The 21,068-nt window shown below is 64.6% G+C and carries 18 protein-coding genes; 11 read left to right on the forward strand and 7 right to left on the reverse strand.

The annotated features are described in order from the left end of the window. Positions 1-56 precede the first annotated feature (56 nt). From truA to KRX12_RS10490, 3 genes are all read left to right on the forward strand, one after another. Entirely contained in the window at positions 57-935 is an 879-nt protein-coding gene (truA, locus tag KRX12_RS10480; protein ID WP_218366627.1) for a tRNA pseudouridine(38-40) synthase TruA, read from the forward strand. 111 nt (positions 936-1,046) lie between these two features. Continuing rightward, complete coding sequence (locus tag KRX12_RS10485; RefSeq protein WP_218366586.1) at positions 1,047-3,482, forward strand: DUF6541 family protein; 2,436 nt, start codon at positions 1,047-1,049, stop codon at positions 3,480-3,482. Positions 3,483-3,510: 28 nt separating this feature from the next. Further along, complete coding sequence (locus tag KRX12_RS10490; protein WP_218366587.1) at positions 3,511-3,669, forward strand: hypothetical protein; 159 nt, start codon at positions 3,511-3,513, stop codon at positions 3,667-3,669. Between the two features lie 709 nt (positions 3,670-4,378). Here the strand turns inward: KRX12_RS10490 and KRX12_RS10495 are convergent. Next, positions 4,379-4,960: an NADPH-dependent FMN reductase gene (locus KRX12_RS10495; RefSeq protein WP_151528910.1), complete on the reverse strand. Its 582-nt coding sequence runs from the start codon at positions 4,958-4,960 to the stop codon at positions 4,379-4,381. A 490-nt stretch (positions 4,961-5,450) separates the two neighbouring features. Here KRX12_RS10495 and KRX12_RS10500 point away from each other — a divergent pair, with 490 nt between their 5' ends. Further along, positions 5,451-5,711 carry a hypothetical protein gene (locus tag KRX12_RS10500; RefSeq protein WP_151549503.1) on the forward strand — a complete coding sequence of 87 codons (261 nt, stop codon included), beginning with the start codon at positions 5,451-5,453 and terminating at the stop codon, positions 5,709-5,711. An 18-nt stretch (positions 5,712-5,729) separates the two neighbouring features. Here KRX12_RS10500 and KRX12_RS10505 read toward each other — a convergent pair whose 3' ends face one another. Both KRX12_RS10505 and KRX12_RS11045 read right to left on the reverse strand, forming a co-directional pair. Then, complete coding sequence (locus tag KRX12_RS10505) at positions 5,730-6,416, reverse strand: metal-dependent transcriptional regulator (protein ID WP_218366588.1); 687 nt, start codon at positions 6,414-6,416, stop codon at positions 5,730-5,732. Between the two features lie 258 nt (positions 6,417-6,674). Beyond that, positions 6,675-7,343, reverse strand: coding sequence for an SHOCT domain-containing protein (locus tag KRX12_RS11045; RefSeq protein ID WP_218366589.1), 669 nt, complete (start codon positions 7,341-7,343; stop codon positions 6,675-6,677). Between the two features lie 312 nt (positions 7,344-7,655). On the opposite strand from KRX12_RS11045, the gene eccB reads away from it, so the two are divergent. Further along, positions 7,656-8,981 carry a type VII secretion protein EccB gene (gene eccB, locus KRX12_RS10515; protein ID WP_218366590.1) on the forward strand — a complete coding sequence of 442 codons (1,326 nt, stop codon included), beginning with the start codon at positions 7,656-7,658 and terminating at the stop codon, positions 8,979-8,981. Positions 8,982-9,043: 62 nt separating this feature from the next. Here eccB and KRX12_RS10520 read toward each other — a convergent pair whose 3' ends face one another. Both KRX12_RS10520 and eccD read right to left on the reverse strand, forming a co-directional pair. Beyond that, positions 9,044-10,258 (reverse strand): S8 family serine peptidase, encoded by a 1,215-nt coding sequence (locus tag KRX12_RS10520; protein ID WP_218366591.1) that lies wholly within the window; start codon positions 10,256-10,258, stop codon positions 9,044-9,046. Between the two features lie 6 nt (positions 10,259-10,264). Then, positions 10,265-11,692, reverse strand: coding sequence for a type VII secretion integral membrane protein EccD (gene eccD / locus KRX12_RS10525; protein ID WP_218366592.1), 1,428 nt, complete (start codon positions 11,690-11,692; stop codon positions 10,265-10,267). Between the two features lie 369 nt (positions 11,693-12,061). On the opposite strand from eccD, the gene eccCa reads away from it, so the two are divergent. The 4 genes from eccCa to KRX12_RS10545 all read left to right on the forward strand — a co-directional run bounded on the left by eccCa (position 12,062) and on the right by KRX12_RS10545 (position 17,664). Then, on the forward strand, positions 12,062-15,703 hold the full coding sequence (gene eccCa, locus KRX12_RS10530) for a type VII secretion protein EccCa (RefSeq protein ID WP_218366593.1): 3,642 nt from the start codon (positions 12,062-12,064) through the stop codon (positions 15,701-15,703). Further along, positions 15,704-16,798, forward strand: a complete 1,095-nt coding sequence (locus KRX12_RS10535) for a type VII secretion-associated protein (protein ID WP_218366594.1) — start codon at positions 15,704-15,706, stop codon at positions 16,796-16,798. A 192-nt stretch (positions 16,799-16,990) separates the two neighbouring features. Then, the gene (locus KRX12_RS10540; protein ID WP_151528902.1) at positions 16,991-17,305 is read left to right on the forward strand and encodes a WXG100 family type VII secretion target; all 315 of its coding nucleotides are present in this window, start codon (positions 16,991-16,993) and stop codon (positions 17,303-17,305) included. Between the two features lie 71 nt (positions 17,306-17,376). Next, the gene (locus KRX12_RS10545; RefSeq protein WP_151640686.1) at positions 17,377-17,664 is read left to right on the forward strand and encodes a WXG100 family type VII secretion target; all 288 of its coding nucleotides are present in this window, start codon (positions 17,377-17,379) and stop codon (positions 17,662-17,664) included. A 271-nt stretch (positions 17,665-17,935) separates the two neighbouring features. Here the strand turns inward: KRX12_RS10545 and KRX12_RS10550 are convergent, their stop codons facing one another. Further along, the gene (locus KRX12_RS10550) at positions 17,936-18,619 is read right to left on the reverse strand and encodes an SDR family oxidoreductase (RefSeq protein WP_218366595.1); all 684 of its coding nucleotides are present in this window, start codon (positions 18,617-18,619) and stop codon (positions 17,936-17,938) included. Positions 18,620-18,940: 321 nt separating this feature from the next. On the opposite strand from KRX12_RS10550, the gene rplM reads away from it, so the two are divergent. Further along, complete coding sequence (rplM, locus tag KRX12_RS10555; RefSeq protein ID WP_151528899.1) at positions 18,941-19,384, forward strand: 50S ribosomal protein L13; 444 nt, start codon at positions 18,941-18,943, stop codon at positions 19,382-19,384. Continuing rightward, the gene (rpsI, locus tag KRX12_RS10560) at positions 19,381-19,929 is read left to right on the forward strand and encodes a 30S ribosomal protein S9 (protein WP_151528898.1); all 549 of its coding nucleotides are present in this window, start codon (positions 19,381-19,383) and stop codon (positions 19,927-19,929) included. Before rplM ends, rpsI begins: the two co-directional genes overlap by 4 nt. A 101-nt stretch (positions 19,930-20,030) precedes the next feature. On the opposite strand, the gene KRX12_RS10565 is transcribed toward rpsI, so the two are convergent. Further along, on the reverse strand, positions 20,031-21,011 hold the full coding sequence (locus tag KRX12_RS10565) for a TIGR00730 family Rossman fold protein (RefSeq protein WP_218366596.1): 981 nt from the start codon (positions 21,009-21,011) through the stop codon (positions 20,031-20,033). Between the last annotated feature and the right edge of the window lie 57 nt (positions 21,012-21,068).

Below are 21,068 nucleotides of genomic sequence, written 5' to 3' on the forward strand. Positions count from 1 at the left end.
GTCACCGTGGCCACGTCTCGCTCATCCCGCAAGGAGGATTATCTCCCGTGTCTGAGATCGACACCGCGCAGTCTGATACTGTCCGCCTGCGCTTTGACCTCGCCTATGACGGCACGGACTTTCACGGCTGGGCCAAACAATTCAACCGTGCGCGCCCCGATGCCCCGCGCCCGCGCACGGTGCAAGAGGAGCTGGAAGAGCGGCTGAGCACGATCTTTCGCCAGCCCATTGAGCTGGTGGTGGCCGGCCGTACCGATGCGGGAGTCCATGCCCTCGCCCAAGTAGCCCATGCCGATGTGCCGGCTGCGGCCCTGGAGTCCCGCTCCATCAATGGCGATCCCGCGCGTTTGGTGACGCGGCTGAATAAGATGCTCCAGGGCGATATCCAGGTCCGCGATGTGCAGCTCGCCCCGCAGGGTTTCGACGCGCGTTTTTCCGCTTTACGACGCCACTACGTCTACCGTCTCACCTGTGCCCGCGCCGGAGCCCACCCGTTGCGTCGCCGCGATACCGCGCAGGTCCGTCATGAACTGGATCTCGAGCTGATGCAACAGGCCGCGGACCGAGTGCTCGGCCTGCACGATTTTGCGGGCTTCTGCAAAGCCAAGCCCCACGCCACCACGATCCGTACTCTGCAGTATTTCCAGTGGGAGGATATCTCCACCGCCCTGGAGCCTCGGCTCTTGCAAGCGTCGCTAAGCGCGGATGCGTTTTGCTGGAACATGGTGCGCGCTCTCGTCGGCGCCTGCATCGAGGTCGGTCGCGGCGCCGAACCGGTGGAGTTCGTGGACGATCTGCTTCTCCGCGATACCCGCTCCCCGCGGCTGCGGCTGGCACCAGCACGAGGACTGGCGCTGGCCGGGGTGGACTATCCAACAAGCGTCGAGGAGCTGCAGGCGCGCTCCCTCGTGACTAAAAAACGCCGCGATCACTAGCGGTGTGCAGCGCGGGCATACCGGCTCGTGGGGTAGTGGGTCTAGGATAAAAGTCCGTGCAGTATCCCTCATGCGAGTAATGAAGGCAGGGTAGACGCGTTGTTGTTCTCGGTGCTCACCATCACCAGTCTGGTCTTTCTGCTGCCCGGCTTTATTTTCGCCCTGATCAGCGGGCTGCGCCCCTCGAGCGCAGCTGCCATGTCCTTGCCGCTGAGCTTCGGCATCTACGGGTTATTGGCGTGGTTGGCCGGTGCTATCGATAAAGACTACGACGGTGGATTTATCCGCGGCGGCATCATCAGCATGTGGGTGATCGCAGCCCTATGGGGCATGGCGCGGCTCGTGATTGCCCAACGGCGCTTCGCGCGGGCGCGCGGCGGCGAAGGCTGGGGCGATGCCTCCTCGCGTATTACCGATGCGGTGCGCCGCCGCGTGCGCGATAGCCGCACCTACACCTGGTTGATCGCGGCGGCCGGTGTGCTCCTGGGCGTCAGCATGTTCCTCCGACGGGGGCTGGAGATCCTCACCGACACACCCGAAGGCTTGGGCTCGATCCACCAAGGCTGGGACGTGGAATGGCACGCCAATGTGGTGCGCTATATCGCGGAGAACCACATGGCGTCGCCGACCCGCATGGGCGAGGTGCTCTCCCGCGAGCCCGAGGTGAGCCAGTTTTATCCCTCCGGTTGGCATGCCGGGGTTTTTGCGCTTGTCGACGCCAGCAACTACTCCGTTATCGAGGCACTGAATATATCCTCCATCATGCTCCCGGCACTGGGCTTTGTGATGGCCGCAGCCTATGTGGCATGGCGCATCCTTGGCTCCCGCGGCATGGCGGCGGGCATTGCTGCCGCCTTCGCTGGGATCATTGTTTACGCTATTCCGGCTGTGTTCTGGATCGGGCACTATGTGGGGGCCTGGCCGTATATCGCGGGTGTAGGCATGGCGATGATCGCTGGCTGCGCGATGATGAAGGTGCCGGAGAACCCTGGCCGGGCGTTGGCCGCGGGGATGGCTTTTTTGGGCGCGGCTCAAGTGCATTCCTCGGTGGTTACGATCGTGGTGACACTCGTGGCCTGTTATTGGCTGTTGTATCTGCTGTGGTCGCCGTCGACGACACCGGAGAATTGGCGGGAACGCATTCTCGTCCGATTGAAGGATGTGGGGTTGCTTGCCGCGACTGGTGCAGGCGCAATGCTGGTGCTCTTGCCCCAGATTGTGGCTGGTTTCGGCGCGACGAAGGAAGTGGAGGCCTTCGGGGAGGACTTCGGTTTCTCCCGTTCCGAGGCGTGGTATCACGCCGCTACGTTGCAGACCCGCCACACCGAGATTTTTGAGCTCCACATGGGGCTGCTCTGGCTGGCATTGGCCGGCGGCATTGTGGCACTGCTGTGGCGTCGCGCGCTGTGGGCCGCCGCAGCCTATGGAGTGTTCTTGGCGGTCACCACCGAAGCCTTCGAGCCTTTCGATACCGCCGTGGGAGATCTGCTGCACATGATCTCGGCGTTGCACTACAACGGCCCGCACCGGCTGGTGATGCCGGTGGGGATCTTCATCGCCGCCGGCGCCGGCGTGGCCCTCGCTGCCGCGGTGCGGCTCGTCTCTTTGGCCCCTGTGACCTGGTGGCTGCGTCGTTCCCAGATACGCCGCGCCCGTGCCGCGGCGGGGGAGCATGCCCACTCCCCAGACTATGACGATCCCGCCCCAAGCAAGCAGGTACGTACCTGGGCGGCGGCCTCTGCCGCGGTATCGCTGCTCTTCACCGGAATCGTGGCACTCGTGGCCGTCGACGAGGCCGAGGCGGCTGTGCGCGGCGGCGACCAGTGGGCGGTGGGCTCCACCTACCGCGTAGAGCGCATGGTCACCCCCTATGATCGCCACGCCTTCGACTGGCTGGCCAAGCAGCCCGGTGCCTATGAGGGAACGATTATTGGTGAGCCGGCGGATGGTCATGGGTGGATGTATGCCTATAACGGGCTGCCCGCGGTATTTAGGCACTATCAGTGGCCCGAGCCGCCCATTGGTTCGCCGACACACATCGCTCATGATTATCCGAACCTGGTGGGCGCTGGCACCACCTATGATCCGGATGAGGAGAACTTTGCCGATGAGATGGTCAAAAAGCTCAACGTGAAGTACTACATCTCCTCCCCGCCGATCTTCTGGCCCTTCCAGCACCCGCACCTGCGCCTCGACCACGGCAGCTGGGAATCACCCGGGCTCACCCCGGTGTACAAGGACCACGACACAGTGATCTGGGCGGTGAACGCTAACTTCACCGACAAGGAGCTGCTAGAGATTCGCAAGAACTCACGCTTCTCCCCGGAGAAGCTGCCGCCCTTGCCCACCCGCGTCAACGACGAGGGCGAAGAGGTGCCCTATTTCCATCGCCCCTCTAAGCCCAATAAGAATCGGGACCGCGATCCGAAGGAGCTCTCTGCCACCATGCAGGGCTGGCGCTTCAAGGGCAATCACCTCGATGATCCGCCCCGCGGCCCAGCACCCCAGCCGATCGCAGCCGCTGATCCAGAAGACAAGGACTCCTAACCCGACGACACCACGGAGGTGCGCAACCATGGGCGCAGGCGACATCCTCATCATTGTTCTCATCTTCCTCATCACCTTGGTGACTCCCACAGTGGTGGTCGCCGCCAAGGTCCTCGGCAAAGGCCCGCGCCCATCGCAGCGGCGGGACTCGGGCGATGGCGCAGACGAGCGAGATGATGTGCGCTAGTTAGCGGGGTGGGGAGCAGTGGCGGATAGGTGTGGATTCTTATCCATGGGGTGTAGGTGGCCGTGCTTCTCGCCGGTAAACGTTTCCCGATCCGGACACCCTGACAGCAGTACCCTTGTGCCAGTGTGTGCGGTGACATAGAATTTTCGGTGATAGATCCTCGGTCAGGCCTCTTCCCCTTGTGGGTAATGCACACATGACCGGGGCCTTTCATTTCTATGGAGGCATACACGATGCCGAAAGGCTGGCTGAGCTACGAGCACTAGGTAGAACTGCTCGAGCAACGCGGCATGCGCATCGACGACAAGGCAGCTGCAGCACAATTCCTCGCGCGGCTTAACTACTATCGCTTGTCCGGATAGCGGTATCCGATGCGGCGCTTCGCTCCGCCCGATGACACCGCGCACGATGAGTTTGTTGAGGGAGCCGAAGTGATCGAGGACGAGATCGGCAGAGCCGCGCATAGTGGGGCACTACCCAGTCGCCCAGCTAGATCGGCACTCTCATAGAACTCACCGCACCTTGGCGGCGCCGTTAAAGAGGTACGAAAAAGCCGCGCCAGGAGGCTGCACAGCTAGTGGGTGGTAGCTAGAGACCCACAGCTGTTGCCTCCACTAATCGCCGGTACGTGCAGACCGAAACGATTGGCGCGGCTTAATTCCTGAGCGCGATTGGTTGGGGTGTACGTACCCCCTTCGCGCGCGGGGCGTTAGGCCTTGTTTCGCGGGTTGGCTTCCATGAGCTCGACGAAGCGCTGGACGTGGCCCTGGAGGAATTCCACCGTGGATTCCACAGCGATCTTGTCATTGTCGTCGAAAAGCGTCGGCGACTGGCCGAGGAATACCTCCGGCTGCCCCAGCATCGGCATGTCGAAGTAGGAGAGTGCCAGCTTCAGGTTCTTTTGGGAGGAGTAACCGCCCATCCGGCCAACGGAGTGGCTGATGATCGCAGCAGGCAGGCCCTTCCATGCCACATCGGAATTGGGCTTGGATCCGATATCAACGGCGTTCTTCAGGGCAGCGGGGATGGTGCGGTTGTTTTCTGCCGTCACGAAGAGAACGCCATCGGCTTGCTTGAGCCGCTCGCGGAACTCGGTGTACTCCTGCGGAGTGGTCTTGTCCTCGACCTCGGGGTCGTCATAATCAAAGTCGTACAAAGGCAGGTCCCGGATCTCCACGATCTCGGCGGAGATGTCCTCGGGGAACATGGGGATCACATTCTTCGCGATCTTGCGGGCGAAGGATCCACGTCGCAAACTTCCGACAAGTACTACTACGTTCTTGTTAGTCATACATACTCCTTAAAGCGTGTGTAGCTGGTGTTGAGGGGCTGCTCGGCGCTTCCCGCAGTGGAGGACGATCCTGGTGTGGGGGCCGTGCTGTGGCATAACCACGCTGAGGCACGTGCCGCTGAGACGATGAGCACGCGACGGGAAAGCCCCATCGCGGAGGGGGCCGTGCGGGCCCGCTCAGAAAGGCTCGTACTCATGCATTCGCAGCGGTGGTAATCCACTTTGAGCTGCACAAATGCGCTAATCCGCCCCGCCCGCAGCGACCGCGGGCACCAATGTGTAGTTATCCACGGCAATTATGAGCGCTTGTGATAGGCTGTGTCAAACATTTAACTTCGGCTAGGCGAACACTGTGGCTCTGTTGCGATCTGCAGTACGCGAACCGAAGACCATGCACATGTTCACCGATATGGGCAGTGGCTGTGTCCTTGACGCAGCTGGTGCCGGTGCGGTGGATGGACACTTCTCGTCATACGAGGGAGGAAGAGCGATGGATGCACAACCAGCCTCCGATGGTCACTGGATAGAAGCCGTAGGCATGTTTAGTGATCTCAAAGAGGGAAACCCCGCATCGGCTACGCGCATCTTGGCTAGCTCCCATGCGCCTGAAGAGGTCATGGAATATTTCATGAGGATGGTCAGCCTCTACCTGCGCAACGCCGATCAAGACGACGTGACTCGTTTTGTGGATGCAGCGTGGCAGATGGGACCGCCACCCCGGATCCCAGATGCGCTCCGCGGATTCTTCTGATCGCGCGGCGCAGCATAGTTAGTCCTGCGGCTGCGAGGGAATAGCGAAGATCGACTGCGCTATGGTGCTGCTGATAGTCAGCGCCTCCTCGCCGTCGTGCGGGGTGATAGTAATTGACTCACTAAAGGGCGGCCCCGCCGTGACCTGAACGCGCGTATCGAGGCCGATGTCATGTTCGGCAAGGTACTGCAAAAGCTGCGGATCATCATCGGCAATGCGGGCAATGGTCACTACGGAATGCGGTTCGCATTCCGTTAATCGCACCGCGGGTGGGCGGATAATAGTGCCCCGCGAGTCAGGAATTGCGTCCCCGTGCGGGTCGCGTTGTGGATGGCCAAGGTGCTCATCCAATCGTTCGATCATCAGATCGGACACCACATGTTCAAGAGCATCCGCTTCGCGATCCACCTGTTCCCAGCGATATCCCAAGGTGTCCACGAGGAAGGTTTCGATCAGGCGGTGCCTGCGCACCATGGCCACTGCGTACTCTCTGCCCAGATCCGTGAGAGTCACTGCGGAATAGCGCGAGTGCTCGACGAGGCCGGCGTCACTAAGCTTGCGCAACGCATCGGAGACCGTGGACTTCTTCACCCCAGCTTTGTCCGCGATCATTCCCGTGGTGATGGGCGCCGTACTCCATTCGCTCAGCCCCCAAATGATCTTCACATAATTCTGGGTACTGGCAGATAACGAGCTAACAGACATGGTTCCAGACTACCCGTACTTCGGGCCTCCCAACTCAGAATTTCGTTTAGTCAGCGATATCGCTTATCGCGCTGTGGCGATGCTGGCGGTGCTCCACAGGCGGCGGATAACTCTTTGCACGGGGATGGAGGCCCCTTGACTCGGGGTGCCCCCATCCCACGCGCGTCAGTGTAATCACCTGGCCATACTGCTTATGCCACCGTCGCGACCACAGCGGCCCGATGTCGTGACGAGCGATACCTCATCATATGGCGGTTATTAGAGCCCGAGGGCCTTGGCCTTCGCGGCGGCGAATTCCTCGTCGGAGAGAATTCCTTGGGCATGAAGATCAGCAAGTTTCTTAATCTGTTCCATGCCGGTATCGAGATCAGAAGGGGCAGCCGCAGCCTGGGAGGGCGACGTGGCGGCATCCTGCGTTCCGGCTGTTTGGCGCTCACGCACAATGTCCTGCAATTCCTCGAAATCCCGAGTGCACTTTTCGAGTTGAATCATCTGGGCATTAGACCACAGGTTGATCCATGCTCCTCGGAGATTACGCCCTACGTCAATACGGTCGATTGCACTGTAGAGCAGCTCTGTATGGGCGAAGTTGAGCTTCTTGTTATAGGCAATAAAAATGCGATCCACCGTGGCGACAAGTACGCATCCGACATCCAAGTCCGCTTCTTTGGCTACGGCTGCAAAAAGAATCTCTTCATCGTCTCGCAGGACCATCCCAGCCTGTGATACCGCTACCGAGCAGGTGTTTCGCTCAAGTGCGGGGAGATGCTTCTGGATGATTTTTGTTTTGGCGAGCACCTGCTTGTGCAACGCGATTTCGGAATCGACCTTGGCGCCGAGCTTGTCCACCATCGACCCCACGAGGTTGGTGTTCTTCGAATCAGACGATGAAGGGGTCTGCCCAGGCCGGCGCTTAAAAATACCCACAGTGTTCCTCCACAAGATGGTTGAGTACTCCAACCTCTGCAGAATACCGGGTGGGGGTAGCGCTCTGGGGAATGATTCAGTGAGTACAGGGGAGCACGCGCTGCCCTCACCCTGCACCCCGCCTGCGCAGCGTTTAAAGTGAGAGCAGCGTCGCTCAGCGCAGGTACACAGCACAGAATCTGCAGGCCTTGAGGCCATCAGCACCCGTCGGGGGACGGGGTGCGTCGAAAAGCCACGTAGAGGCTTTCGCGTGAGTGTGTGTGCGAGGGCGCAGTTCCAATAGTCATTCTCGGGGGAGGAGTCTGGTGCCACATGGGTGAGCACTCCGATACACATCATCAGCCGCTGCGATCGATCCTGCAGCCCACCACGCAGGCGCAGGTGAGCGGCTATAAGTTTCTGCTCCGCCGCGCCGAGCTCGGGGCGGTGATGGGCGATATTCGAATGATCCACGATCCGCTCGGGGCGCGGAATAAGGCGCTGGCCTTTGGTGCTGCCGCGGCTGTGGTGGTGGGGCTGGGCGCCGGCGCGATGGCGCTATTTTCGCCGCAGCGCGATCCAGGGGAGGCGCCGATCATGGTGGCCGATTCGGGGGCGCTCTATGTGCGCTCTGAGGAGGGCGTTCATCCCGTGACGAATCTGGCCTCGGCGCGGCTGGTGGTGGGCGAGGCCGCCACCCCGGCGCGGATTTCGGATGCGGTGCTGGCCACGCAGCGTTTCGCGCATGAGGTGGGCATCGGTGTGGCGCCCTCGGCCGTGGCGGATTCGGCGCCGGAGCAGCCTTTGGTGGCCTGCCACGAGGTGCGTAGTGATGAGCTGCACGTGGGTTCGGGGATTGCGTATCGGCCGCTAACGGAGGAGGAGGCGTTTGTGGCCCGCGATGAGCGCGGTACGCAGTGGTTGATCACCTCCGAGGGGCGTCGCCGGCTGCCTTTTGCGCGTGATGAGCTGGGGGCCGCTACCCGCCAGGCAGTGGGGGTGGATAGAGACACGCCGGTGGTGGAGACCACCAGTACGTGGCTGAATACTGTGCATGCGCTGCCGGATTTCGCGGTGCCCTCGGCCCCGTGGGAGATCGCGGATGTGGGTGAGGCCGCCTATCTCATCCGCCGCGAGAACCTGATAGAGCTCACGGATACGCAACGCAGCATTCTCGTGCAACTGGGGGCGCGGACGCGCGAGCGCACGCGGGAGGAGATCAGTGGTTTCGGCGATAGTGGGCAGACACTGCAGCTGCTGCGTCGCCCCTATTCGCTTATCGACGCCCCCTTCCTCGGCGCGCCCGAGTCGCATCCAGTGGCGGTGTGCTCGGCGGGAAAACAGCGCGGCCCTGGGGTGCGGATGCGCGCGCTGGAGGGGTCGATCCCCGTGTTGGGCGCCCATGCCACCCATTACCGTCCGGCCTATGAGGATGAGCAGCGCTCGGGCCTGGCCTTTGGGGTGGATACCGCCCAGGGCACGCATGTGATCTCGGAGACGGGGCGGCGGCATGCGGTGCCCTCGGGCAAAGAGTTGGCGGTGGTGGGGGTGGAGTCCACCACGGCGGCCTCGTGGTCGGTGGTGTCGTTATTGCCGGAGGGCGAGGTGCTGTCTTTTGAGGCGGCCCGTGCTCCCGCGCATCGCCGTATAGAGGAGTAATTCGGCGCTTAAAGTATCCCCTCGTCCCTCGCCGCAGTCTGTGGGCGAGGGGCGAGGGGGTTTTAGGCCTCGCGGTCGCTGCGCCAGCCGCGGATAATGGCGCGGAGTGCGATGGCGGCAAGAGCCACCGCTGTCATGATCGCCACCCGGTTGCGGGTGGGATCGCTTTGCGCGGTGCGGATGGTGATATCCCGCTCCGCTGCGCTGGTGCGGGTGTCGAGATCGAGATGAGTGAGTACGGCGTGGATATCGAATTCACCCCGCGCTGGATCGGCGATGGTGGCCAGTCGCGCTCGAATCTCCGCTGGGCTGGCGTGGCGGTCGCGCTGCAGCAGAAGTGCCACCGCGCCAGAGACCACCGGCGCGGCGAAGCTGGTGCCGATATAGCCGTGTACTTGGCCCTCCTCGCCGTATACCCCAGAGGCGAGGCCGCTTCCTTCCGAGTGCAGGGCTATGGGCACATCGCCGGTGGCGCTGAGCTGCAGCCCAGTATCGTCGGCGGCGGGGAGTGCGTAGTCGGCGAGGCTGCGCGTGGAGTGATCGACGGCGCTGACCGCGATCACGGTGGGCAGATGCGCCGGATACACCACATCACCGGGGGAGCACCTCTCGGAAGCATTGCCGGCCGCGGCGACCACCACGACGTTGCTGGCCTCCGCCCGCCGTACCGCGGCGCGGAGCGCTCGCGTGTTCAGCCCCGCGGCACGGGCGGGAGAGACACAGGACACCACCGACACGTTGATCACATCCGCCTTGGCGTCGATAGCCGCATCGATAGCCTCGGCGAGATTCGCGAGATTGCCGCTGCTGTCGCGCTGCGGGCTGCGATAGTGGGCGCTGGTGTGGCGGATGCTGAGGATCTCGGCATCCGGGGCGATGCCGGTGAGTTCATCGCTGCTCGGGTCGGGGCGCATGCCGATAATCCCCGCCACCACGGTGCCGTGGGAGTCACAATCATGATCCGCGCGCGGCTGTTCGGGGTGGATAAAATCCGCGCTCGGGGTTATGCGCAGGCGCGGATGCTGCGCCACCCCGGTATCGACTACGGCGACTTTTACCCCAGCGCCGGTGGCGTGCTGGTGGGTATCGCGGAGGGCGAGGGAGCGTCGTAAAGCCTCATCCCACGCGGCACGATCGCCAGCGGAGTCGCTGATCTGCACGGGCTGAGCGCAGGCAATGTCTGGGGTGTTCGGTGCGGGCGGCGATTCCTGGGCGGTAGCGAGAGGGGCACAGCCGACGAGCAACACGGCGGCCAGCAGGGGACACACGAAGCGCATCACGGCCTACCATCCCCAGGTGCGGATCGCGGTGAATACGCCCATGAGGTGCGCGGAGAGCGGAATGATGGCGGCCAATGCGATATGCTCCACCCGCTCGAGGCGCCGCTGCCATGTGGGCTCCATGGTCGATAGCGGCCCAGTGAGCAGGGGAGCGGCGCCCGCGAGCGCGAGCACAGCCCCGGCGATCACCAGCGGCCAGATAATCCACGAGCCCTGGCCGGCAAGCTCCGCAGTGGCCATACGCAGCGCGCAGAGCGCGAGCGCCGCCACCCCGGCGCAGCTAGAGACCCACAACGCCCACATGCTCCAGACATCGTGATGGCGGGCGGCATGCACCACCACGGACCCCACGGTGCAGGCCACCAAGGCGAGGGCGAACGCATCGGCGCGCTGGGCGAGCACCAGCAGCAGTGGGCTCAGTACCACCGTGAGCCCGAGGTAGAAACCGCCCAGGATCTGCGCAGTCCTGCGGGCCTTCTTCTCCGGCTCGGCGATCGTATGATCGGCCACCTCGAGGTCCTGGCCGGCCGAAGGGATCAGCGGCACCCGCAGGCCCGCGGTTTTTAGTGCCACACTGGGTGCGGCGCTCATAGCCACCATGGCCACCGCGATGGTGCCGGCGCTGGCAGCCACCCACTGGCCGCTCGCTGCCAGCAGCCCGCCGCACACCATCAGCAGGGCGACCGTGGTGATCGCCGCGGCACAGTGTCGAATATGCAGGGCCTTCGCGCCGAGGGCGGTGGCAGCGGCCAGTCCACCCGCAGCAGCCACCAGCGTCCACCCCGCAGCGCTACTCGAGAGCACCAAGGACTCCACACCGCGCTGCTGGGCGGCGCTGGCCCCGGCTATCGCTGCGCTGAGCTGGGCAATGGCCATATAGCAGGCGGTGGCCTCTGGGCTGAGCCGGCGGCGCGCCCGCAGGGCCACCGCGCTGGCCGCCAGGGCGAGGCTGGCGCACCACCACGCCACTGCGGTGGGGCTTAAGGGTGCGGCCACCGCGCCGAGACACAGCACCAGGCCCGCCACCAGCAGCGGTAGCGTATCGAGGCCGCGCCGGCAGGGCGTGCTGGCGGCGTCGGCAAGCGCATGGGCGGTGTCTTTGACCACCGGCGCGGCGTGCTGCTCATAGGGGCCGAGCACCAGCACGCCCCCATGTAGGAAGGGCACGGTATGCAGCGGCCGGGTGGCGTCGATAGGCACCCCCGCGGCGGTGCGCCCCTGCCAGGGCACGCTGATACTCGGCGCATCGAGGAGATCTAAGACCTCATCGAGCACCTCCGCCAGTGAGGAACGCGGCGGCAACACAATATCGAGCTGGCGATTGCGCTCGGGCTGCTCCGGCACCTCGAGACGGATGGTGGTGGTCACCGCCGTGGTGGCGGGGCGCGGCTCGGGTGGCGGCGCCGATGGTGAGTGCAGTGACAGCGTCACAAGAAATTCCCCCTGAGTAGATAACACGATCACGCCCACAGACGACGCAGAGAGATAGCTAGGCTCGCGCGCGCAGACGATAGCGCCGAGTACTGCTGTGATGGTTCCCCCGAACCATCTCCCCCTCCACCCTCCATGGGGTGCTGGCGAGCTGCAGGCGCGAAACTGTTGGCCTGCAGTGCCCATCAGCTTGGCTTAGGATCAGTGCCGTGTCCACTCGAGGCGCACCCCGCCGCGGCCGAGCAGTGCTGTACCGGTGGGGCTGAGCGATCGAGCGGGCGACGTCGATCATGCATGCGGCGCGGGGATGGGGGACATGCCTGCGCGCCGGGTGCAGCCAGTATCCGTGCTACGGGGGGAGTTTGAGATATGGCTGTCGCATTTCCGCAGGCAGTAGAAGAAACCAGGGCGATCGAGCGGATCGCCGCACCACCGCTGCCCAGCGGCAGCATCCAGCCGGAGGCCGTACCGGATGCCCCGACGCGGCAGCCCGTGCCGCTGGTGCGCATCATCATCCCAGTGGTGATGGTGCTGGCCATGGTGGGAATGGTGGCGCTGATGCTCACTGGGGAGCGGCAGCTTAATCCCATGATGCTGCTCTTTCCGCTGATGATGGGCGCCTCGATGCTAGCGATGTTTCTGCCCCAGGGCGGCGAGGACAGCGATGACACCCGCCGCACCTATCTGCGGCATCTCTCGCATGTGCGCCGCGCCGCGCTGAACAACGCCGCCGCGCAGCGCGCCCACGAGTTGCACCGCCACCCCGATCCGAAGGCGCTCTACGCCGCCGCCGGCTCGCCGCGGATGTGGGAGCGCAGCCTCGGCGATCCCGATGTGGGGGAGGTGCGTATCGGGCGTGGCACCACCGCGCTGTGCACGCCGATCGAATTACAGAACATCAACGCCACCGAGGACCTTGACCCGGTGTGCGCGGTGGCGCTGCGCCACATGGTGACCGCCGTGGACACCGTGCCCGCCATGCCGCTGGTGGTGCAGGTGGGATCGTTTAGCGTGATCTCACTGCACGGGGAGAAGGCCCGGGCTCTCGCGCGGGCACTCATCGCCCAACTGGTTTTTCACCACGGCCCCGAGGCCATCGGCATCGAGGTGCTCAGCGGGGCGCGAGCCACTACCGCCGACGCCGCCGAGGGGGAGTGGCAGTGGCTGAAATGGCTACCGCACACCCGCACTCCCAGCGAGGCCGCCTGCCGGGTGCTCATCGTGGATATCGACGATGGCGAGCAGCCCGCCCACCTCGTGGGCTCGCGCCGCTGGGATCTCATCATCGCCATCGACGCCCACCAGGCCACACCGCTGTATGAGGCAGCCTTCAATGATGGGCTGATCCTGCGCGCCGATGCTGCGCTGGTGGTCTCGATTCTTGGCGGCGAGGAAAACATTGGGGTGCCCGATACCCTCAGCATCACCGAGGCCACCTGCCTAGCCAAGGCCCTTCATCCGCACGATCGACCCGAGCGGCAGAGCAGCGCCCCTTCGGGAGAGCTCCTGCCGCTGCTCGGCTACCACGAGCGGGAGCATGTGCGCGCCGAAACCCTGTGGGCGCCGCGCGCCCCAGGCGATCCCACCCGTCTCAATGTGCCTATCGGCGTGGGAAGCGATGGCCAGCCGCTGCTGCTCGATATCAAAGAATCCGCCCACGGCGGGGTGGGGCCGCACGGGCTATGCATCGGTGCCACGGGATCGGGAAAATCCGAGCTCCTGCGCACGTTCGTGGTCTCTCTTGCCCTTAGCCACTCCCCAGCGGAGCTGAACTTTGTGCTGGTGGACTTCAAAGGTGGCGCCACCTTCCTCGGCCTCGATGGCCTGCCGCATACCTCCGCGGTGATCACCAACCTGCACGCCGAAGCTGACCTAGTAGAGCGCATGAGCGACGCCATCTCCGGGGAGATGAACCGCCGCCAAGAAGTACTGCGCGCGGCCGGCAACGTGCCCAATGTGGAGGCCTTCAACGCCGCCGCAGCCGCCGCCGGCACCGAGCCAATGCCGGCGCTGGTGATCGTGATCGATGAGTTCTCCGAGCTGCTCGGCCAGCACCCCGACTTCGCCGATCTCTTCGCCGCCGTCGGCCGGCTGGGCCGCTCCCTGCACATCCACCTGCTGCTCGCCAGCCAGCGCCTCGAGGAGGGGCGGCTGCGCGGGCTGGACTCGCACTTAAGCTACCGCATTGGGTTGCGCACCTTCTCGGCCATGGAATCCCGCCACGTACTCGGCGTGCCGGACGCCTATGAGCTGCCCAATCAACCCGGCCGTGGCTTCATCAAAGCCGATGCTGCCGAGGTGCGCGGCTTCCAAGCCAGCTATGTCTCCGGCCCGGTCAGCGCCAGCACCGGCCCCGCCGCGGAGGCGATCGGGCGGGTGGGCCGCTTCGATACCCGCGCCGATACCCTGCCCGAGCCGCGCCTGCCCGCCGCCAGCACCAGCTCGCAGCAAGACCCCTCGAGCACCCAGACGCTCGTGGATCTCACCGTGGAACTCACCACCGCCCGCGCCGCCCAGCTGGGGCTAAAAGCGCACAAGGTGTGGCTGGATCCGCTGCCCGCCGCCATCCCGCTCGGCGGGGTGGCGGAGGATCTCGGCCCGCTACGCGCCGCGGTGGGTGTGATCGATCGCCCCTATGAGCAGCGCCAAGATCCCCTCGTGGTGGACTTCACCGGCCAACACGGGCATGTGGCCGTCTGCGGCGGGCCGCAGAGCGGCAAAACCACCATGCTGCGCAGCATCGCCACCGCGCTCGCCTCCACCCACAGCACCGAGACGCTACGCCTCTACGCTCTGGACCTCGGCGGCGGTGGACTCGGCACCCTCGATCGCCTGCCGCATACCGCTGGGGTGGCTGGCCGCGAGCAGGAAGAAACCATCGCCCGCGTGGTGGATGAGGTGCTCGGCTTCATCGATGAGCCGGAACAACGCCACACTTTCTTGCTTATCGACGGCTGGCAGGCACTCACCACCGACTTCGAGGAGCTCACCCCGAGCCTGCAGCGCATCGCCAGCGAGGGCCTCGCGGCGCGGGTGCACCTGGTGATCTCCACCTCCCGCTGGACCGCCCTGCGGCCATCGGTGCGGGATCTCATCGGCCAACGTTATGAGCTGCGCCTGCCCGAGGCCATGGACTCCATGATCGATCGCCGTCGCCAAGAAAAACTCCCCGCCCTGCCCGGCCGGGGGCTGAACGCGGCAGGGGAGAATATCCTCATCGCCCAATCCAGCACCCAAGACATCGCCCATGTGGCCCAGCAGAGCGAGGAGGCCGGCATGGCGGCCGTGCCCGCACTAAAAACCCTGCCTCTTAGCCTGCCGGCCGCCAGCCTGCCCGACTCCGAGCAGGTGCTGCTGGGCATGGGCGGGGCCCGACTCGAGCCGGTGGCGGTGGACTTCAGCGACACCCAACACGTGATTGCCCTCGGCAACAAGGGCTGCGGCAAATCCCAGCTGCTCAAGGTCGTGGGCCGGCAGCTCGCCCAGCTGCCGCAGGAGCAGGCGCGGCTGCTGCTCATCGATCATCGCCGCCGCCACCTCGGGGTAGTCCCCGAGCACATGCTGGCCGGCTATAGCGGCACCACCGACGCCAGCCGCAGCCTCATCAGCGATCTCTGCACCACGCTGCGCCAACGCCTCCCCAGCGAAGACATCACCCCGCAGCAGCTGCTCGAACGTTCCTGGTGGAGCGGGCCCGAGCTATATCTGCTTATCGACGACGCCGAGCTGCTGCCGCACGGATTGCTCGATCCGCTCGCGCCCCTGCTGCCACACGCCACCGATATCGGCCTGCACCTGATCTACGCCCGCAAATCCGGCGGTGCCTCCCGCGCCTTCTACGCGCCCGGGCTTGCCGAATTGAAGGACTCCTCGCCACTGGTGCTGCTCTTCGACAGCGACAAAGACGAGGGCCCGCTCTTCGGGGCGCGGCCTGCCACCCTCGCGCCGGGTAGGGCCCAGTTGATCCGCGGCGGCAGTGCCGAGGGACTCATTCAGGTGGTGAGTGACTAAATGATGCCCCGTTGGGAAGTCTCCGTCACCGATGCGCTCACCATCGTGGTCGAAGCAACCACCGCTAAAGCGCACTATTTCTACGATCTTGGCGCCGCCGCCTTGAGCGAGCCCGATCAGGCCCGCCGCTTAGTCTCCGAGCTGCGGGATCTGACCGGTAGCCAGTGGCCGCAGGTGGAGGTGATCATCGACGCCGCCGAAGAACCCGGCGAGTGCCTGCTCGAGCAGTGTCACACCGCCCGCGTGCGGGCCTGGCGCTATGGCGAGCGACCGCCCGAGCCAGCAGAGCCTACAGAGCCAGCAGAGCCTGCGGCGCCTGCCGAGGTGCCTGCCCCAAACGCCTCCGCGCCACGATCTGCCACCGCGCCGCGGCCGGAGCTCGAGGACGGCCCGTGGCCGCAGCCGCCACAGGGCGTGCGCCGCCGTTCCCTCCACGGTGGCGGCATCGCCCGGCTGCTGGAGCGGGTCAATCTCTTTAGCGTGGCCATCGTGGCCGTGGTGCTGCTGGTGGTGGGGGTGAGCTGGTGGTCCACCCGCCAGTCATTAGAACCGGCGCCGGTACGCACGGTGGCGGAACCGGAGCAGTCGAGCGCCAGCCCGCCGCCGAGTGACAGTGCCGGGGAGGAGGCGTCGATAAGCGCGGCGGCGCCGCGAGAGATCGTGGTAGAGCGCGGCCCAGTGCGGGTGCGCACCCCAGAGGGATTCGAGATTAGTGACCGCGGGGACAGTAGCTTTCAGCTCAACGGTGCCGATCCCGAACTGCGCATCCTCATCTCTTTCGATGAGGTCTATTCCGTGTCGCCGGAGGCGGTGATCGCTGAGATAGAGGCGATGGTGGCTGTGGATGAGACGCTGCGCACCGAGGCGGCGGTATTTCGCCGGCATGGGCAGCCCGCCCAGACCAGCTATGTGGAAGAACCAGGCGATGGCTCGGTGGTGCGCTGGACCGCCTGGGTCGAGCAGGGGACTTTGATCAGCGTGGGCTGTCATTCGCGGCACCAGCCCAGCCATGCGCATACCGCCAGCTGCCGCATGGCGGTGGATAGTCTCGAGCACCGCGATAACACCACCGGCGATGGGGAGAAGCTTTTTTAGCCGGGGCGGAACCTCAGCCGCTGTGTCTGACGTCTATATCCCATGAAGCCACTTGGTTTCACCATCACAGGGGGGGGATTGTGTGGAGCACTCGGGGGAGCATCACATCCGATCACTGTGCAGTCCATTCCCTATATATCCGGCAGCAGCTGCTGCATCAATGCACACAGGATTATCTTTCAAGGAGTATCTATGACTGGGCATTTTCGCACAGAATCACAGACCATGGTCGCCACCGCAGGCAAGGTGGATCAGACCAACCACGACGTTCAGGCCGAGCTAGCGCGGCTGCGCGGCACCGTCGACGCCATCGGCGGCAGCTGGCAAGGCAGCGCGCAGCTGGCTTTCACCAATCTCATGAGCCGCTGGGACGCCTCGGCACGCCAGCTGCAGGAGGCGCTGAGCTCCATCTCGGAGAATATCCGCGCCAATGCCCGCGCCTTCGACGTTTCCGAGACCGAGAACGAAACCGCATTCCGTCAGGTCGGTGGCGGCTTGGCGCTCTAGCGCACCCGCATCCCACTCACCTGCATCAGCACACCTCATAAGAGCGCAACACAGAAAGGCTAGTGCCACTCATGGACACGATTCGTTATCAATTCGGCGCCATCAGCCAAGCGGCTGAGGATATTCGCGCCACCTCCGCCAAGATCAACGCCAACTTGGAGGATCTCAAAGCCCAGATCGCGCCGATGACCGCGGCGTGGGAAGGCGAATCCTCCTCCGCCTACCAGGAAGCCCAGCGCGCGTGGGATGCCGCCGCACTGGAGATCAACACTATTTTGACCACCATCTCCCGCACTGTGGCAGAAGGCAATGAGCGTATGAGCGATGTCAATCGCCGCGCTGCCGCTAGCTGGAGCTAGCCGCCCGCCGCCGCAGAGGCTCGGGCCGGTAAGTCTCGCGCGCGGGCGTGTCCGTGGAATCCCCGTGTTCTCCGTGTATCTCCAAAATCCAGGGACGCAGCCAGCCACTCGCGTGAGCGCACCGCCTCGTGCCCCGCGGCGCCACAAACCACCACCTCATCGAGCAATACGCAGCCACACCCCGCGTAGTAGCACCAGCCGCCAGTGATGAATGGGCGGCACGCTACCGCGGGGTGTGTGCTGTCGCACGTCCCCCGAGAGCTGTCCGGTATTAGCTGATCTGCGAGTAGTCTTCAGGCACCTCGGCGAGGGCCTCGGCGATAGGGGTGGGGCCATTGACAAAGGGGATCACCCGGTGGATGGTGGCGGGCTGCTGCAGCGCGGCGGCTGCCACCTGTGCGACGTTGCCGCGGGAGGTCGCGGAGGACATCCCGTGCGTTATCGGCGTGACGCGCACCGTCCCCGTCGCTGGCTCATCGTCCAGTGCGCCAGGGCCCAGGATGGTCCAGTCTAAGTCGCTATCCACCAAGTAGGTATCGGCCGCGAGCTTGGCCACGGCGTAGTCGTAGAGGGGATGATCCTCTGGGATCTGGAGTGGGGAGCGCGAACCATTGAAGGAGACCATAATATAGCGCTTCACCCCAGCCGCCTGGGCGGCGTCCATGCTGCGGATAGCGGCGTCCCGATCCACGGCGTAGGTGCGCGCGGCCCCACCAGAGCCGCCGGCACCGGCGGACCACACCACGGCATCGGCGCCTCGCAGGGCCGCGGTGAGCTCTGCGGTCGAGGATTCTTCCACGTCGACCACCACCGGATGTGCTCCGGCGGCCTCCACATCGGCGGCATGGTCGGGGTTTCGGATCAATGCAGTGACGCTATCGCCGCGTTCGCTGAGAATCGGGGCCAGCTCAAGGGCGATCTTTCCGTGGCCACCAATAATGACGATATGAGACATAGCTGTCCTCCTTAAAGCTATAGACGCGTGGTTCCACCCCAGGCGAGAGCCTGCGGTGGTGCAGTGCGGTTCCAACGACACAGCCCGAGACGATATTCCCGAGCGAGCCGGACCAGTGATGCTGCGAGGAGTTTGCGCTGCGCAGGCAAAGGGGGCTAAAATTCACTCTTCGTGTGTACTCCCCGTAGTAACGCCTGCCCTCTGAGGGCATGCGGAAGCTGGGAAGAGTACTGATAGCGCGGGTCTCCACCGGCCGCCGCGCTATCCATAACTGACACGTTTGGCTGGCAGCGAGCAGAATAGACTTTGAAAGGTTTTGCATTGTCTACTTATCACCCGAAGAGCGGTGACATCACCCGCAAGTGGTATGTCATCGACGCCACTGATGTGGTGCTGGGTCGCCTGGCAGTGACCGCCGCAGGCCTCCTGCGCGGCAAGGGCAAGCCCCAGTACGCACCCAACGTCGACTGCGGTGACCACGTCATCATCATCAATGCTGACAAGGTTGCTGTTTCCTCCAACAAGCGCGAGCGTGAGTTCCGCTACCGTCACTCCGGCTACCCGGGTGGTCTGAAGACCATGTCCCTGGGTCGCTCCCTCGAGCTGCACCCGGAGCGCGTTGTGTTCGAGTCTGTTGAGGGCATGATGCCGCACAACCGTCTCTCCCGCGCCTCGGTGAAGAAGCTTCACGTCTTCGCCGGCTCCGAGCACCCGTATGCAGCCCAGAAGCCCGAGACCTTCGAGATCAAGCAGGTGGCCCAGTGACCGAACAGAATCAGAACGAATCCCAGGTAGCCTCCGCTGAGGACATCGCTGCAGCGCAGGCCGCAACCGAGGAGTTCACCAACACCATCGGTGACTCCCTCGTGGACGAGTCCGCCGAGACCGCCGAGGCTCCCGCAGCCGAGGGCCCGGCCGATCTCAGCCAGCCGATCCAGACCGTTGGCCGTCGTAAGCGTGCCGTCGCCCGCGTCACCATGACCCAGGGCACCGGCAAGATCACCGTCAACGGCCGTGAGTTCGAGGAGTACTTCCCCTCCAAGCTCAACCAGCAGGACATCAAGACCCCGCTGACCCTTCTGGAGCGCGAGAACCAGTTCGACATCCGTGCCCGCATCTCCGGTGGCGGCCCCACCGGTCAGTCCGGTGCTATGCGTCTGGCTATCGCCCGCGCCCTCAACGAGTACAACCCGGCTGAGCGTAAGCAGCTGAAGAAGGCTGGCCTTCTCACCCGCGACGCCCGTGCCGTGGAGCGCAAGAAGGCAGGTCTGCACAAGGCCCGTCGTGCTCCGCAGTACTCCAAGCGTTAAACACCAACGCTTTTTCAACGCCCGTGGCTTCGGCCGCGGGCGTTGCTCGTTTCTGGGGCACCGCTAGCAGCGCCCGGCCAGACACACCCGCCGCGATGCTGCTAGCTCCACTTCGGTCTCGGGGCGGTCCAAGTGCGCATGGCCTGGAGAATCTCCTCGGGGCTATCGCCGAGGATGAGCGCGTCATAATCTTCTGCCCGCACAAAGCCCTCCTCCACCATGATGCTCAGCGCCCGCAGAGTGGGAGCCCAATAGTCGCTGTCTAATAACGCGATCGGCTTGGCGTGGTAGCCGAGCTGCTGGCCGGTCCACACATCGAAGAACTCATCTAATGTGCCGGTCCCGCCGGGCAGGCAAAGGAAGGCGTCGGCACGCTCGCTCATGCGCTGTTTGCGGGCGTGCATTGTCTCCACCACCTCGAGCTGCGTCAGCCCGGGATGGGCGATCTCGCCGTGCATCAGGCTCTGCGGGAGCACCCCGCTCACCGCTCCGCCGGCCTCGAGAGCCGCCGTGGCCACAGCCCCCATTAACCCCACCGCGCTGCCGCCATAGACCAGGCGCATGTCATTGCGCGCCAGGCTTTCTCCCACAGCGCGGGCAGCCACGAGGTGGCGCCCATCCTGTCCCGCGCGGGCGCCGCTAAACACCGCCACCGAGTGAATCGGATGGGCCTGAAGATAATCCAGCACATGCTCTGTGAGCAGCGGCGCTAGCGGGATGGAGCGATCATCGAGTGCATCGAGTGCGAGCCACTGCCGCTCGGGGCCGAGCCCCTGCCCTGCGGCAGGAGCTGTTGTGTCCTGCGAGGCTGCGTCGTGAAGCGGCGAGCCAGGAACGATCCATAGTTGGGTGGTGCTGCTAGTGCGGGTCGTGATCTCTCCGCAGGGGGTGAGCTCCGCTGCCGCGAGGGTGATGCCGAGTTCCTGCAGCGCCCTGAGCGCGGTTTGTACGGGGGATTCTCCCGGCCGAGCTACAGCCTGGGGGAGGGTCAGCGCGGCGCCGGCGGGCTCGGGCACGGTGAGGAGACGGCGGCGGGGATCGCGAATAATAACGGCACTCATTGCGCGGGCATCGACAGACATGGCTGCAAGGCTACTAGCTGTCAGCCCCGGCGCACGGGCAGCTGCTCCCACACGGAC

Source organism: Corynebacterium sp. TAE3-ERU2, from assembly GCF_019209955.1.
GTDB classification, from domain to species: Bacteria; Actinomycetota; Actinomycetes; order Mycobacteriales; family Mycobacteriaceae; genus Corynebacterium; species Corynebacterium megadyptis.

Excerpts from the sequence above, each read along its gene's own strand:
- KRX12_RS10490 (WP_218366587.1), top strand. The coding sequence starts at position 3,511 with ATGGGCGCAGGCGACATCCTCATCATTGTTCTCATCTTCCTCATCACC.
- KRX12_RS10545 (WP_151640686.1), top strand. The coding sequence starts at position 17,377 with ATGGACACGATTCGTTATCAATTCGGCGCCATCAGCCAAGCGGCTGAG.
- KRX12_RS10520 (WP_218366591.1), bottom strand. The coding sequence starts at position 10,258 with ATGCGCTTCGTGTGTCCCCTGCTGGCCGCCGTGTTGCTCGTCGGCTGT.
- KRX12_RS10495 (WP_151528910.1), bottom strand. The coding sequence starts at position 4,960 with ATGACTAACAAGAACGTAGTAGTACTTGTCGGAAGTTTGCGACGTGGA.
- KRX12_RS10500 (WP_151549503.1), top strand. The coding sequence starts at position 5,451 with ATGGATGCACAACCAGCCTCCGATGGTCACTGGATAGAAGCCGTAGGC.
- KRX12_RS10565 (WP_218366596.1), bottom strand. The coding sequence starts at position 21,011 with ATGTCTGTCGATGCCCGCGCAATGAGTGCCGTTATTATTCGCGATCCC.
- KRX12_RS10550 (WP_218366595.1), bottom strand. The coding sequence starts at position 18,619 with ATGTCTCATATCGTCATTATTGGTGGCCACGGAAAGATCGCCCTTGAG.
- eccCa (WP_218366593.1), top strand. The coding sequence starts at position 12,062 with ATGGCTGTCGCATTTCCGCAGGCAGTAGAAGAAACCAGGGCGATCGAG.
- KRX12_RS10505 (WP_218366588.1), bottom strand. The coding sequence starts at position 6,416 with ATGTCTGTTAGCTCGTTATCTGCCAGTACCCAGAATTATGTGAAGATC.
- KRX12_RS10540 (WP_151528902.1), top strand. The coding sequence starts at position 16,991 with ATGACTGGGCATTTTCGCACAGAATCACAGACCATGGTCGCCACCGCA.
- eccB (WP_218366590.1), top strand. The coding sequence starts at position 7,656 with ATGGGTGAGCACTCCGATACACATCATCAGCCGCTGCGATCGATCCTG.
- KRX12_RS10535 (WP_218366594.1), top strand. The coding sequence starts at position 15,704 with ATGATGCCCCGTTGGGAAGTCTCCGTCACCGATGCGCTCACCATCGTG.